Genomic DNA, 13,965 nt, shown 5'->3' with positions numbered 1-13,965 from the left:
GCTTCTTAACCCGATATTCGCCCTCGTTTAACACGCGTCTGCTACATTCACCAAAAAACAACGGAGCAGACGCGATGAAACGAATATTATTCATCTGCGGGTCTTTGAACCAGACCATGCAGATGCACAAGATTGCCCAACAGTTGATGGATGAGAACGAATGTTATTTTACGCCCTATTACGCAGACGGAGTTGAGAACTTCGCAGCAACAAGGGGCTGGCTGAATTTCACCGTGCTGGGCGGCAGGCACTTGCGCGAAACGAATGAATATCTCGACCGCAACAACCTCAAAGTGGATCTGCGTGGTGAAGCGAATTCCTACGACCTCGTCGTCACATGCAGTGACCTGATCGTCCAGAAGAACCTGCGCGGCAAACGCCTGGTCCTTGTCCAGGAAGGCATCACCGAACCCGAAGGGCTGGTGTACACACTCGTCAAGTGGTTCAAACTTCCCCGCTACCTCGCAAACACGGCCACCAACGGACTTTCGGACGCCTACGAGGTGTTCTGCGTCGCTTCGCAGGGATATGCCGAGCAATTCATCCGCAAGGGTGTGAAATGCGAAAAGATCGCTGTGACCGGCATCCCCAACTTCGATGACGTGACGGCATTGTACGATAACAATTTCCCGTTCCGCGATTATGTGCTGGTGGCGACCACGCCCCTGCGCGAAACCTTCCGCCCCGACGACCGCAACGCCTTCATCCGCCGCTGTGTGGATATTGCGGCGGGACGCAGGCTGATCTTCAAACTGCATCCCACCGAAAACGCCAAACGCGCCACGCGGGAGATCAAGGAAATCGTCCCGGCCGCGCTGGTGCTGACGGAAGGAAATCTCTCGCACATGATTGCCAACGCACGGGTGGTCATCACCCAACAGTCCACATCCACCTTCGTCGCGGTGGCATTGGATAAGGAAGTGCATACCAGTCTCAACCTCGAGGAATTGAAGCGTTTAATGCCCATCCAAAACGGCGGGATGTCTGCCATGCAAATCGCCAGGGTCTGCGCACGCCTGCTCCATGCACCCGTCTACGAAACTGCCCGGATTCCCCACAAAGCCCGTCCGCACGCACTCCCCGAACAGCCCTGACACCTTGCGGATTTGTTTACCAGATGTTAACTGTCTCTTAAGTGCGCCATAAAAGAAAGGATGTATCATGGGGGTATGGAAACGATTATCGCGTCAGCCCTTTTTGTCAGTCTGGTGACCGTCTTCAGCATAGACGCATCTCGCAAGCGCCGCGAGTTCCTGCACAAGCAAAACCGCGCGTAGTTTTTATTCTTCTCCTCCTTTTTTCTCCACCCGCCCCTTCAGGCGGGTGGAAATCTTTAACAAGACGGTCACAATCAGTTTATACGTCATTAACAACCGTCTGGTACACTGCAAAACGAAGAAGGACAATTTTGCGTATATATCCGTCAGAGGATATGCTTCGGAGAAACGAATGGGACTTGCTGACTTGCATGTACACACAACCTACAGCTACGACGGCACGGCAACCGTGAACGCCGTATTGCGCCGTGCGCGCGAGATCGGTTTGAACGTGATCGCCATCACCGACCACGACGAGATGCGCGGCGCATTGGAGGCGGTTCAACTCGCCTCACGCTACGGGATCGAAGTGATTCCCGGCATCGAGATCACCACCGCCGACGGCGACCTGCTGGCATTGTTCATTACCGACAAGGTGGCGGCGGGGCTTCCTGTGATCGATACGATTCTGAAAGTGCGCGAACTTGGCGGTATATGCATCGCTCCGCACCCGATGGCAGGCGGCATGGGCATGAAAAGCCTGAGCGCACTCTCCATTTTGAAGGCCTTGCGCAACCCACAGGCGGCTGAGACATTGATCGGAATCGAGACCTATAACGGCACTGCCATTGACCGGTTGAGCAACCATTATGCGCGCATCTTCGCCAACGGACTGAACATTGCGCAAACCGGAAGCAGCGATGCGCATGTGATTGATACCATCGGTTTTGGCGTAACCGAATTCGAAGGCAACACCGCAATGAATTTTCTAAAGGCCTTGCGCGAACGCACGACCCGCGTCCACAAGCTGAACGAATGGAGCGCTCTGCACGTGATCGGCAATTGGGGACTTCGTTACCTGGAACGGACCTTCGCGCGGGTATAATACCTTTTTATGTCATCCTTGGCCGGGCAAAGGAATAAGCAAAGGGTTTCCACCTGAAATAAGGGATTCTTCGTTCGGCTCACGCATGACAACCGAAAGCCTGGATGGTTTAGAATTGGGGAAATGCAGTCCGAGGAGCTGCCTTAAAAATGACAAAACAAATATTGGTCACCAACGACGACGGTGTGCTTTCAGCGGGTCTGCTTGCCCTTGTGCAGGAAATGCGAAAACTTGGCAGCGTCACCATCCTCGCGCCGGATAGGAACTGGTCCGGCGGGGGACACGTCAAAACCCTGGACCGCGCCCTGCGGGTGCGTGAATTCCGCCTCGAGGACGGCACACAAGCCTTTGCCAGCGACGGGGCGCCCTCCGATTGTGTATCCCTTGCCCTGCTCGGTTATTTCAAGGAGAAATTCGACCTGGTGGTTTCCGGGATCAATTATGGCGCGAACCTGGGTCACGACGTGACCTATTCCGGAACTGTCACCGCCGCCATGGAGGCTGTCATAGCCGGGGTGCCCGGTGTGGCAGTCTCGCTGGAAACGCCGGAAAACCACATGGGACAGATCGATTTCGCCCCTTCCGCTCATGCGGCTGGCATTGCCGTCAAAAACGTGCTGGCGCACGGCCTGCCCCCCGAAACCCTGCTGAATGTCAACATCCCCTTCCTGAAACAGGACGAGATCAAAGGCTTTCGCGTCACCCGCCAGGGACTGCGCGTCTATCACAGCCGCCTCGACGAACGCCTCGACCCGCGCAACCGTCCCTATTACTGGATCGGCGGCGATGCACCCACAGGCGTTCCCGAACCCGGCACCGACGTCGGCGTGTTATCCGAAGGTTACATCTCCGTCACGCCTCTCCAGCTGGACCTGACCGCCTATCGCGCCCTCTCCGATGTCAGCACCTGGGAATGGCAGGAAGAAACTCATTAGATGCCCGCCTTCAATACGCGCGACTTTTTCATTGGACTGATTTGATACGCTCCGCAACAAGCGGGAATCAAGAGCGTATCAAATTTATTTAAGACAAACACCTTTGCCTGCGCTGACACCTGGACCTGTCCCTCGATCACCGTCAAGGCGTGAAAGGACTCATCCCTCGTATCCATTACAACGGTATTCCTTTCAAGGAATACCGTTTCCAGCTTGAAATACTCGCATTGAGTCAGGGTCTTTACCCCCCCATCGTCCACCTGCGGCAACGCCAAAACCGACGATGCCGCCCCGGGGTCTGAGACGGCCAGCGCCTTGTCGATATGCAATGTGCGGGTTTCGGTTTCGGGCCGCCCCCAATCATAGACGCGATAGGTAATATCCGAGGTCTGCTGGATTTCATAGATGAGCAATCCCGGCCCCAATGCATGGATCGTGCCGGGACTCATAAACAGGGTATCCCCCGCCTTCACTTCAACATAGTTAACAGTTTCAACAACGGTTCCATCCTTAATGGAATCCGCCAATTCCTGCGAGGTGACGTTGGGCTTGATGCCTGCGATCAGCTTCGCATTGGGTTCCACTTCCAGCACGTGCCAGGCTTCGGTCTTGCCGAAGAAACCATCCCCTTCCATTTTCCCCGCCTGCTCATCATTCGGGTGCACTTGTAACGAAAGCCACTGGGCGCAATCGAGAATTTTAATCAGAACGGGAAAGCGTTTCCCTGTCTGTGCAGCCGCGCGGGAGCCGAGCAGGTCCATGCCGAATTCAGAGGAAAGATCTGAGAGAGTCCGACCAGCATAGGGTCCGGAAGTGACGCGGTTGCCTGCGTAGACGATCCAGGCCTCGGCGGTTGGGACAATTCCGGGACGGAGTCGCGATCCACCCCACACATAGTCACGATATTCAGGGGCAAGGGCGAAGGGTGTATTATCCATTTAGGTATTGTACCCGGAGAGGGTGTGTCGCACCTGATTTGGCAGGACTCTCTGGTAAGCGGAAGATTCCCATCAAGCGGATTAATCTGATCCGTGTGGTGCGACACACTCCCGCCGTCAAACCCTTAACAAGACGTTAACCCATCCTTCAATTAGCCTTAAAAGCACGCTGATAAGATCACCAAAGTAACCATATCATAAGGAGAAATAGAGAAATGTCTAAAACAGTTCGTTTGTTCGTTTTTGTTCTGGTGGCAATGAGCCTCGTGCTCGCCGCCTGCGGTGCGCCTGCGGCGGAAACTGCGGCACCCGCTGAAACGGAAGCCCCCAGCGCTGTCGCCACCGAGGCCCCGATGGAGGAACTTCAGGCTATCGTCCTGCCCCTCATCCCCGACCCTGATGAAGTAACCGGCGACATCATCACGGCGGGTTCCTCGACCGTGTTCCCCGTCTCCGAGCGCATGGCGGAACTCTTCCAGCAGGAAGGCTACACCGGAAACATCACCGTCGACTCCATCGGCTCCGGCGCAGGCTACGAACGCTTCTGCAAAGCCGGTGAAAGCGATATTTCCAACGCCTCCCGCGCCATCAAAGACAGCGAAGTCGAAGACTGCCGCGCCATCGGTCGTGAACCGCTTGAGTTCCGCGTCGGCACCGATGCCCTGGCTGTCGTCGTCTCCACCCAGAACGACTTCCTGACCTCCATCTCCATCGAAGACCTCGCCAAGGTGTTCTCCGGCGAAATCTCCAACTGGAACCAGCTCAACCCCGCCTACCCCGATGGCAAGATCGCCGTCTACAGCCCCGGCTCCGACTCCGGCACCTTCGACTACTTCGTCGAAGAAGTCATGGAATCTGTCTACGGCGATGAGGGCGGAGCCAAACTCCTCGGTCTCGAAGGCATCCAACTCTCCGAAGACGACAACGTCCTCGTCCAGGGCGTCGCCGGCGACCCGTTCGCCATCAGCTACTTCGGCTATGCCTATTTTGTCGAAAATACCGACAAGCTCAACGCTCTCAACGTCAATGATGTCGAGCCTTCCCAGGCGAACGTGGACAACGGCACCTACCCGCTCGCCCGCCCGCTCTTCATCTACTCCACCGCCCAGATCATGCAGGACAAGCCGCAGGTGGCTGCCTTCATCGGCTTCTACCTCAGCCAGTTGGATGATAATATTGTCGATGTCGGCTACTTCCCCGCTCCCGCCAAGGAACTCTACTCCGCTTGGGGCGCCTGGCTCGCCGCTGTACGTTAGTTTGCAAATAATCAACACAGAGAGGGCTGGCTCCGCCATGGCGGAGCCAGCCTACATTCGTTTTTTTCTGAAACGGATTGAATGTTAAGCGTAGGACACGTTCTCTAATGTGTCTATCGGCGAAAGACTCCCTTGAGCCGTGCCGATGGGAGAGCGCCGACTACACAATCCCGGAGAAGATAATGACCGAAGAAACCAACCTGAATCCCGCCTCCCCGCCGCCGGATACCTTTCGACCGTCCGACTTGAAGCGTAAACTGCGTCTCGGCGAAGGCGCGATCGAAATATCCCTGTTTGTGGTGGGTTTTTTGACCATCTTTATCACGATCAGCATCGTAATCGTCCTGGGCGACCAGGCGCTTTTGTTCTTCAACGACCCGCAAGTCGGGTTCAGGGAATTCTTTCTGACCACCCAATGGCAGCCCCAGATCGGTCAGTTCGGCATCTGGGCGCTGGTCAGTGCTACGTTGACCACAAGCGCGATTGCTATCCTGGTTGCGCTTCCGCTCGGCTTGAGCGCGGCGATCTACTTGAGTGAGTACGCCAGCCCGCGCGCCCGCTCGATCCTAAAACCTGTTTTGGAAATTCTGGCGGGCGTTCCCACCGTGGTATACGGGTACTTTGCCCTGCTTTTTGTCTCTCCCATTTTACGAGACCTGATCGGACCGGAAAAACTCGGCGTGTATAACATGCTCTCGGCGGGTCTGGTGATGGGAATTATGGTCCTGCCCCTGATCGCCTCGATGAGCGAGGACGCCCTGAGCGCGGTGCCAAGCTCACTGCGTGAAGGAGCCTATGCCATGGGCGCGACACCGTTCGAAGCCAGCACCCAGGTAATCGTTCCCGCGGCGCTTTCCGGAATCGGCGCGGCAGTCATCGTCGGCATTTCCCGCGCCGTCGGGGAGACCATGATCGTGGCGGTCGCATCAGGCGCGACCTCCAAATTCACCTTCAATCCGCTCGAAGCCGCCGAGACAATGACCGCCCACATCGCCCGCATCAGCGGCGGCGACCTTTCGTACAACACCATCGACTACAACAGCCTGTTCGCCATCGCGTTGATGCTCTTCCTGGTGACGCTGGTGCTCAACCTGATCAGCCAGTGGATCGTGTCAAGATTTCGCGAGCAATATGAGTAACCCCATGACAAAATATTCCTATCCCGATGAAAAACAATTGAACAGGTTGGTTGCCGGACGCTATCGTACGGCATGGGTCTGGCAATTCATCTTTCTGCTCTCGTTGATCATCGCCATCTTCAGCCTGTCCGCCCTGATCTATGACGTCGTGGACGGCGCATTCGGGTATGTGGCGTATGAGTTCAAAAAAGACCCGACCCTGATCAGCGAAAAACCGCTCGACGACCTGGAAAAAGAGGAACTGCTCCTGATTTTGCAGGAGAACCTCTCGCGCGGCGCGTACAACAAACTCAACGAAGAAAAGGCGATGGAAACCCGCAACGAGGCCGAGCTATACAACCTTGTCATCGAACGCCTCGTCCAGATCAAGACACTGGAGACCTATTCCCTGTCCGACTCGCTTTTCCGTAAAGCCGAGGTCGAAGCGGACGTGGCGGAGAACTTTCCCGAAGCGCGGCTCGAATTCCGTTCGTGGCTGTCGCCGCAGTTCCTGACGACGCCCATGTCCAGCCGCGCGGAATTTGCCGGCGTGCGCACCGCCATGCTTGGCTCGATGTGGCTGGTGGGCATCGCCATCTCCTTTGCCATGCCAGTCGGCATCGGCGCGGCAGTTTACCTGCAGGAATACGCCCGCAAGAACTTTATCAACAGTGCCATCCAGACCAATATCAACAACCTGGCCGGCGTGCCATCCATTGTGTATGGGATGCTGGGTCTGGCGATCTTTGTCCGCGCGATGGAGGCGTTCACCAGCGGCGCGATGTTCGGCATCACTGATACCAACGGGCGCACGCTCATGTCCGCGGGGCTGACGATGGGCATCCTCGTCCTGCCATTGGTCATCATCAACGCGCAGGAAGCCATCAAAGCCGTGCCGGATTCGATCCGTCAAGCGGCCTACGGCGTGGGCGCAACGCGCTGGCAAACGGTGTGGAGCCACGTCCTGCCGAATGCCCTGCCCGGCATTTTGACCGGAAGCATCCTGGCGATGTCCCGCGCTGTAGGCGAGACCGCCCCGCTCATCATCGTGGGCGCATCCACCTTCATCAGCCTTGATCCCAGCGGACCGTTCAGCAAGTTCACCGCCATGCCGATCCAGATATACCAGTGGACTGCGCGCGCGCAGGGGGAGTTTCACAGCATTGCGGCGGCGGCGATTATCGTCCTGCTCGTCCTGCTGTTGACCCTCAATGCAACCGCCATTCTGTTACGCAACCGCTTCCAGCGGCGTTATTAGGAGAAAGAAATGCAACCTGAAAACGGCGATTACGCCATCGAAACCAAAAAACTGAGTATCTATTACGGTCCGTTCGAAGCCGTCAAGGAAGTGGACCTGCTGATCGAAAAGCAGAAGATCACGGCCATCATCGGTCCGTCGGGATGCGGCAAGTCCACGCTGCTGCGCGCCTTCAACCGCATGAACGACTTCGTGCCAACCAGCCGCGTGGAGGGCGAGATTCTCATGCACGGCACGAACCTGTACAGCAAACAGATCGACCCTGTGGAAGTCCGCCGCCGCATTGGGATGGTCTTCCAAAAACCGAATCCCTTCCCAAAATCCATCTATGAGAACATCGCCTGGGGCGCGCGCATCAACGGCTATAGGGGAAATATGGACGAACTGGTCGAACAATCCCTGCGCGGCGCGGCCTTGTGGGATGAAGTGAAGGACATACTCAAGCAAAATGCCTACGCCCTCTCCGGCGGACAGCAGCAGCGCTTGTGCATTGCCCGCACCATCGCCATCCAGCCCGAGATCATCCTGATGGACGAACCCGCCTCCGCGCTCGACCCGATCTCGACCCTGCGCATCGAAGAGTTGATGCAGGAACTGAAGAAGAACTACACCATCATCATCGTCACCCACAACATGCAGCAGGCGGCGCGCGTCTCCGATTTCACCGCCATGATGATGCTCTACGAAGAAACCCGTTCCGGCACGGTCATCGAATACGACGAGACCAAGACCATCTTCACCCGCCCGAAGGACAAGCGCACGGAAGATTACGTGACAGGAAGGTTCGGATAACCATGAACAAACCAAAAGTCTTATTCCTGTGCACGGGCAATTCCGCGCGCAGTCAGATGGCGGAGGGATTGCTGCGCGCCATGGCGGGCGAACAGTTCGACGTGTTCAGCGCAGGCACCGAGCCAAAGGGCAGTATCCTGCCCGAGGTCCAGGAGGCGATGCGCGAGATCGGGATCGACATATCGAGTCAGTGGTCGAAATCCGTCACCGAATATCTCGGCAAAGCCGTCTTCGCGCACGTTGTCACGGTCTGCTCGGATGCAGAGGAGAAATGTCCAGCCGTGTTTTTGAACATGGGAACTCATGACCACTGGCCCTTTGACGACCCCGCAAAAATTGGCGACGAGCACCGCCTCGAATCGACCCGCGTCGTGCGCGACCAGATCGAACAGCGCCTGCGCCTGTGGCTGGATTCAAAAAAATAGTACAATCGACATACATAGCCATTGGAAAAGAGGTATTATGATCCGCAAGAATTTTGAAAACGACCTGCAGCAGATCAAGGATGAGATCCTTGTGCTTGGTTCAATGGTAGAACAGGCACTGATCGGTTCGGTGGAGGCATTGAAAAAACGCGACATCCAAACCGCCGAAGCCATTATTGCCCGGGACAAGGAGATCAACAAGAAACGCTTTGATCTCGAAGACCGTATCATGGTGTTGATCGCCACCCAACAGCCAATGGCAAAGGACCTGCGCCTGCTCGCCTCGTGCATGGAGATCACCTCCGAACTGGAGCGCATGGGCGATTACGCCAAAGGCATCGCCAACATCAACATCCGCATGGGCGACGAGAAATTGCTCAAACCGCTGATCGACATCCCACGCATGGCACAGATCGGCGTGGATATGCTCCACCGCGCGCTGACCGCCTTCGTCAACGAAGATGCGGAGACCGCCAAGACCATCCCCATCGAAGACGACCAGGTCGACGCGCTCTACAACCAGATCTATCGCGAGTTGATGATCTTCATCATCGAAGACCCGAAGAACATCGAGCGCGCCAACTGGCTGTTGTGGGTGGCGCACAACATCGAGCGCTTCGCCGACCGCGTCACCAACATCTGCGAGCGCACGGTCTTCATCGTAACCGGCAGCTTCGACGAGATCAAATCCAGTGATGATGAGTTCTGGAAAAGCCAGGGACACTAACGAAAAATGGCGGTCACTTTGAAAGTGACCGCCATTTTTTATCTACCACACCCGTTCCAAATTCGGGTTCTCCCCCACCTTGCGTCCCACCTTCGCCATATCGATCCATTCGCCATGGATCTTCACACGCACCACGTCGGCTGTGTAATCCGTCGTGGTCGAATTCCCGTTGTTGAACAGATACGAACCGACCGCATAAATATCCGCTGGGACGCTCAACTTTTCGAACTTGCGGATCTTCTCCGGGTTGAACCCGCCCGAAACGACGATCTTTACATTGTGACAAAATTCCCTCGCCGCTTCCTTCCATGACCCTGGCAGGCTCCACCGTTCCCAGGCCGAATCCAATGCCTGGCGGACGTTGAACACCAGTCGTGGGTTGACCCCCAGGTCCAAAACGGGGTCGCCCAGCGGCAGGACAGAGACATCGCGCAGGCTGCCGCTCGTATCCAAACGCACGCCGAACAACTTATATTTCTCCGCTTCGTCCTTTTTTCCACCATCCATCAGCTCGCGATACTTCGCAAACATCGCATCCAGCACACGCAAGGTATCCTCAATCGAATCATTATTAAAGTCCACCAGCGCAATGCGCGGAATTCGCGCAGGCAAAATGCGCGAGAATTCCATCATCGCTTCGGCGGTATCGCCCAGGAAGGATGCAATTGCGGCATGAGCCACCGTCCCCCCGCCTGCGCCGCCCCACCAGTCACCCTGTGCATCGGTGGAGACAAATGCCCCCAATTCCTGTGCATGGTCTTTGTTGAATCTTTGCAGAGCAATGTTGTATGCATATCCATCCGCAGCCTGCACTTCATGCACATCGAACCGCGCGGGGAAGAACAGCACGGGCTTGCCGCGTGAAGCGACCAGCGTTTCATACACGTTCGTTGCCACGCGGCTGGAGCGGGTCAGGATGCCGAGCGTGGGCGTTTCGAGCAATGCAAAATCGCGGTAGCGCCCGCGCACCTTGATGACGGGCTGGATCTTCAACGGGTCGCCTTCATATTTGACGATCGTCCCGTCATGCACCGCCCACACTTCCAGTTTGTCCGAAGTATCGAAGAAAGTATCACCATCGAAATACCCCGTGCAGTGACGCAGCATCGCCAGCGCCTTATCCACGCCAACGACGGTGGTCTTGCCCATGCGGCGCGTGAACCACTGCATCTCCACTTCGATATCGCCCACCGCGATATTTTTAGACAGGATGCCGTCCGGCAGGTTGTGGAATTTGCCGGAATAGGTATACCCCTCCCCCGCCAGCGTAATCAGCATGCGGTTGATATTCTCAAAATATTTATCCGAATACCAGCCATGCCGCATGCGCTCGATATCCAATTTGAACGTCTCATTTGTCAGGCGCTTGCCGTCAAAGATGGTCATGCTTCCTCAATTAAGCTATGCGATCGGGTCTGTGGATTTGACGATCTTCATCCCCGCCTCTGCAAAGCGGACATACGCCTCATTCGCCGCCTCGGTATGGTCCACCACTCCGGGCACCACCACCGCTGACGAACAGTCGTCGAGCAGACGGACCTTCTGTGCAAGATTCGGGTCGGTCCCCTGAATGTCTTCAAGCAGATCGGAGACCGTCCATGCCACGCAGTGACTCTTCGCCTGCCCCGCAATGTACAGCCTGTCCACTTCCTGCAATTGCTGGATGAACTTTGGGTTGCGCGTGCCAAGCGCCTCGTCCATGGGACCGGTCAGCACCTCGGGACCGATGACCGAATAATTCTCGGTGAACGGTTTATCGCCTTTGATCTCGAAATCGGGCTGGTCAACCCGTGCAATGGAATGGAAGAATACGGCTTCCTCCACTGCCGGCACAAGCGCGTGCCCTATCCCGCCGAGCATGGCGTGATAGGGCCAGATGGTCAACGCATATTTGCCGCGATGTTCCAACGTCTCGGCATAATGGATCAACATTTGCTGGGCATACTCTGGAGCAATATTAAAGCGCGGCGCGAGGGCAGGGTTGAAGGTCCATTTGCCTTCCCGTAAATCGGCGGCATGAATATCCGTGTAGGGCGCGGGGTGATCGCCTTGCCTGTCGATAAAAAAGACGGGGTGGAAGATTTGCTGAGCGGTGTGCGTGTCCATTGTGGCGATGATATGCGCAATATTGCCGATATTGCGATAGATGAATTCACACAGGCGGATGTTATCTTCGACGGCACCATGTCCACTGCGCCCGCCAACGAATAGTTCAAAGCCGGGGATGCAGAATGTATTTTGCGCGTCGATCAGCAAAAGGGAGATGCGCTCCGTCGAAGCAGAGGCAGGTTTGAGGTCATGCTGAAGCGCGTACTGGCGGGCATCTTCAGCACGGGCGGCGTAGTCCACTTTCCAGACTTCACCCATGCGGGCAGGGTTAAAAAAAGAAGGGATGGGAGTTGTCATCTGTCAGTCAATCAGATTTGGTGCAGGTTGGTTGGGCCGGGCTTGTTTCTTCCTGCGAATCAAAATGGGCGGGAGGATGAGGGCGAGTAAGCCGCCGGGGATGCAAAGCGGCAAAAAGCAGGCGAGGAATGACCCAGCCAGCGCCACAAGGATGGCGGTGCCGGTAATATCTTTTGTCACCGTGCCATCGGGACGGATACATTCGACAAACGGCGTGGATTCACCGGGGCGGTGATAACTGTAACGCTCGGAGCGATATTGTAATTCAGTGCCATCCGTACAGAGGATGGGTGCGAATAATTTGAAAGTCGGTTCAGGAGCCGCCGCAATCGAGACACCGCCGACTGCGCCGAAGGTGATCAGCGCGACAAAACTTGAAATGGAACAGACAATGACCAGCCCGATGATCTGTCCCACAATTACACCGCCGAAACGATTTTTCATAAAATCTCTCCTCGTTATTTTATGAAGCAGGGGCGACCCAAAAATGAAGCTACAAACAATTCGCTTTCACTCGGCGGGTTGCCCCTGCATTTCATTTATTTCTTCTTGCCCGCCCTGCTCCCCTTCGTCACACGGCGATACGGCGGCATGTTGATCGCCATTATCTGACATTTGGCCGGGTCGAGCAGTTTGTTCCATAAATTCGGATAACTTAGCGCAAACGAATCAGGCCGCAGGGTGGAGGTCAACACCGTCGGTAAATGCGCGTTGTACCGATAATTCAAAACGCTGTACAGCTTGTCCTCCGCCCATACGGAGCCGGCGCCGCTTTCTTTCAAATCGTCCAAAATCAACAAAGGCGTGGTGCGGATTTCATGGAAACGCCTGTCAAATGAAACGTCCGAACTGGGGCGAAAGGTCTGGCGCAGATAATCGAGCAAGGAGGTCACTTCAACAAGAAGCGCCTGTCCGCCGAGCCCGATGCGGTAATTGCCGATGGCGGCGGCGAGATGCGTCTTTCCGCTGAACGACTGTCCCAAAAATACAAGCCAGCCGTTCGGCTCCTCGGAAAACCCCGCCGCCGCACTGTAGGCTTCATGCAGGGTCTTCACATCCTCCTTGGTGACCTTGACGCGTGTGATCTCCTTGTCCTTGTATTTGTTCCCAAATTTATCAGACTTTTCCGTGGTCGTGGTCGTGACCGCCTCCTGTCCAATCTCATCCTCGCGCATTTGGAAGGTTTTGAACGTCATGGCCTTCATCTCCGGCAGGGACAACATGGAAATGCCGGGATTACTGGTCTCTTCGGGACGGCGATAATCAGGCGCGGTGATCATGAGGTGGTTCACATAGCTTTCATCCTGCAAGCGCGAGCGGATGCGTCCCTCGATCTCATCCAGCATCAAATTGGTCGTGATCACTGTCGGCAGTTTATTGATATAACGATAATTGATGATCTGGAATAATTTCTCCTGCGCCCAGGCGGTCGCATTCTGCGTGCCAAAATCATCCAATATCAACAAGTCCGCGTTGCGGATTTCCTCAAAACGTTGTTCAAATGTCGTTTCAGGATCACCGTAGGCAAAGCGCAGCGAATCGAGAAGATCCGGCACTGTGATAAACAAGGTCGGCGTGCCGTTATTCACCGCAAAATTTGCAATGGCCGCCGCAAGGTGGGTCTTGCCGCAACCGTATCCGCCCTCGAGTAAAAGCCAGCCCCTGGGAGTGCGCGCAAATTCTGCACAAATCTCAAATGACGTATGCAGGTTCTCACGGTCCTGCGCAGACATGAATTTTGCCCTATCGTTTCCAGAGGCGTTAAAGTTTTCAAATGTCAGGTGACTCAAACGGTTCAAATTGCTCATCGCAAACAGGCGCGCGCGCGCGCCTTCCGCCACATCCCTTGCGCGGCAGACACACGATTCCAGCCTGCCGAACTTCTCATGACCAAGCGGCACATCATAACGCACATACCCGGCGCCAGCGCAATGCGGGCAGTTCGGGTCGCCGAGGGTCTTCACAAGA

The 13,965-nt window shown here is 55.8% G+C and carries 14 protein-coding genes; 9 read left to right on the top strand and 5 right to left on the bottom strand.

Going from position 1 to position 13,965, the window contains the following annotated elements; translation table 11 throughout:
- Positions 1-74 precede the first annotated feature (74 nt).
- The 3 genes from QY332_07015 (at position 75) to surE (ending at position 3,077) form a co-directional block, all read left to right on the top strand.
- Positions 75-1,094, top strand: a complete 1,020-nt coding sequence (locus QY332_07015; protein WKZ37680.1) for a hypothetical protein — start codon at positions 75-77, stop codon at positions 1,092-1,094.
- A gap of 355 nt (positions 1,095-1,449) precedes the next feature.
- Complete coding sequence (locus QY332_07010) at positions 1,450-2,142, top strand: PHP domain-containing protein (protein ID WKZ37679.1); 693 nt, start codon at positions 1,450-1,452, stop codon at positions 2,140-2,142.
- Between the two features lie 149 nt (positions 2,143-2,291).
- Entirely contained in the window at positions 2,292-3,077 is a 786-nt protein-coding gene (surE, locus tag QY332_07005; protein WKZ37678.1) for a 5'/3'-nucleotidase SurE, read from the top strand.
- Here surE and QY332_07000 read toward each other — a convergent pair.
- Positions 3,074-4,015, bottom strand: a complete 942-nt coding sequence (locus QY332_07000; GenBank protein WKZ37677.1) for a class I mannose-6-phosphate isomerase — start codon at positions 4,013-4,015, stop codon at positions 3,074-3,076. The two genes, surE and QY332_07000, sit on opposite strands and share 4 nt — an antisense overlap.
- Positions 4,016-4,230: 215 nt before the next feature.
- Between QY332_07000 and QY332_06995 the strand changes: the two genes are divergently transcribed.
- The 6 genes from QY332_06995 to phoU all read left to right on the top strand — a co-directional run bounded on the left by QY332_06995 (position 4,231) and on the right by phoU (position 9,591).
- Complete coding sequence (locus QY332_06995; protein WKZ37676.1) at positions 4,231-5,271, top strand: PstS family phosphate ABC transporter substrate-binding protein; 1,041 nt, start codon at positions 4,231-4,233, stop codon at positions 5,269-5,271.
- 182 nt (positions 5,272-5,453) lie between these two features.
- Complete coding sequence (gene pstC, locus QY332_06990; GenBank protein WKZ37675.1) at positions 5,454-6,410, top strand: phosphate ABC transporter permease subunit PstC; 957 nt, start codon at positions 5,454-5,456, stop codon at positions 6,408-6,410.
- A 4-nt stretch (positions 6,411-6,414) separates the two neighbouring features.
- Positions 6,415-7,647 (top strand): phosphate ABC transporter permease PstA, encoded by a 1,233-nt coding sequence (gene pstA, locus QY332_06985; GenBank protein ID WKZ37674.1) that lies wholly within the window; start codon positions 6,415-6,417, stop codon positions 7,645-7,647.
- A gap of 9 nt (positions 7,648-7,656) precedes the next feature.
- Positions 7,657-8,439 (top strand): phosphate ABC transporter ATP-binding protein PstB, encoded by a 783-nt coding sequence (gene pstB, locus QY332_06980; GenBank protein WKZ37673.1) that lies wholly within the window; start codon positions 7,657-7,659, stop codon positions 8,437-8,439.
- A 2-nt stretch (positions 8,440-8,441) separates the two neighbouring features.
- Positions 8,442-8,864, top strand: a complete 423-nt coding sequence (locus tag QY332_06975) for an arsenate reductase ArsC (protein ID WKZ37672.1) — start codon at positions 8,442-8,444, stop codon at positions 8,862-8,864.
- A gap of 37 nt (positions 8,865-8,901) precedes the next feature.
- The gene (gene phoU / locus QY332_06970; protein WKZ37671.1) at positions 8,902-9,591 is read left to right on the top strand and encodes a phosphate signaling complex protein PhoU; all 690 of its coding nucleotides are present in this window, start codon (positions 8,902-8,904) and stop codon (positions 9,589-9,591) included.
- 42 nt (positions 9,592-9,633) lie between these two features.
- Here the strand turns inward: phoU and QY332_06965 are convergent, their stop codons facing one another.
- From QY332_06965 to QY332_06950, 4 genes are all read right to left on the bottom strand, one after another.
- Positions 9,634-10,977, bottom strand: coding sequence for a nicotinate phosphoribosyltransferase (locus QY332_06965; GenBank protein ID WKZ37670.1), 1,344 nt, complete (start codon positions 10,975-10,977; stop codon positions 9,634-9,636).
- Between the two features lie 15 nt (positions 10,978-10,992).
- Entirely contained in the window at positions 10,993-11,997 is a 1,005-nt protein-coding gene (locus QY332_06960; GenBank protein ID WKZ37669.1) for a hypothetical protein, read from the bottom strand.
- A gap of 3 nt (positions 11,998-12,000) precedes the next feature.
- Positions 12,001-12,441 carry a hypothetical protein gene (locus QY332_06955; protein WKZ37668.1) on the bottom strand — a complete coding sequence of 147 codons (441 nt, stop codon included), beginning with the start codon at positions 12,439-12,441 and terminating at the stop codon, positions 12,001-12,003.
- A gap of 95 nt (positions 12,442-12,536) precedes the next feature.
- Positions 12,537-13,961 carry an ATP-binding protein gene (locus QY332_06950; protein WKZ37667.1) on the bottom strand — a complete coding sequence of 475 codons (1,425 nt, stop codon included), beginning with the start codon at positions 13,959-13,961 and terminating at the stop codon, positions 12,537-12,539.
- Between the last annotated feature and the right edge of the window lie 4 nt (positions 13,962-13,965).

The sequence above is a fragment of the Anaerolineales bacterium genome, assembly GCA_030583885.1.
In the GTDB taxonomy this organism is placed as follows: domain Bacteria; phylum Chloroflexota; class Anaerolineae; order Anaerolineales; family Villigracilaceae; genus Villigracilis.
This window is presented reverse-complemented; position numbering and strand designations above follow the sequence as displayed.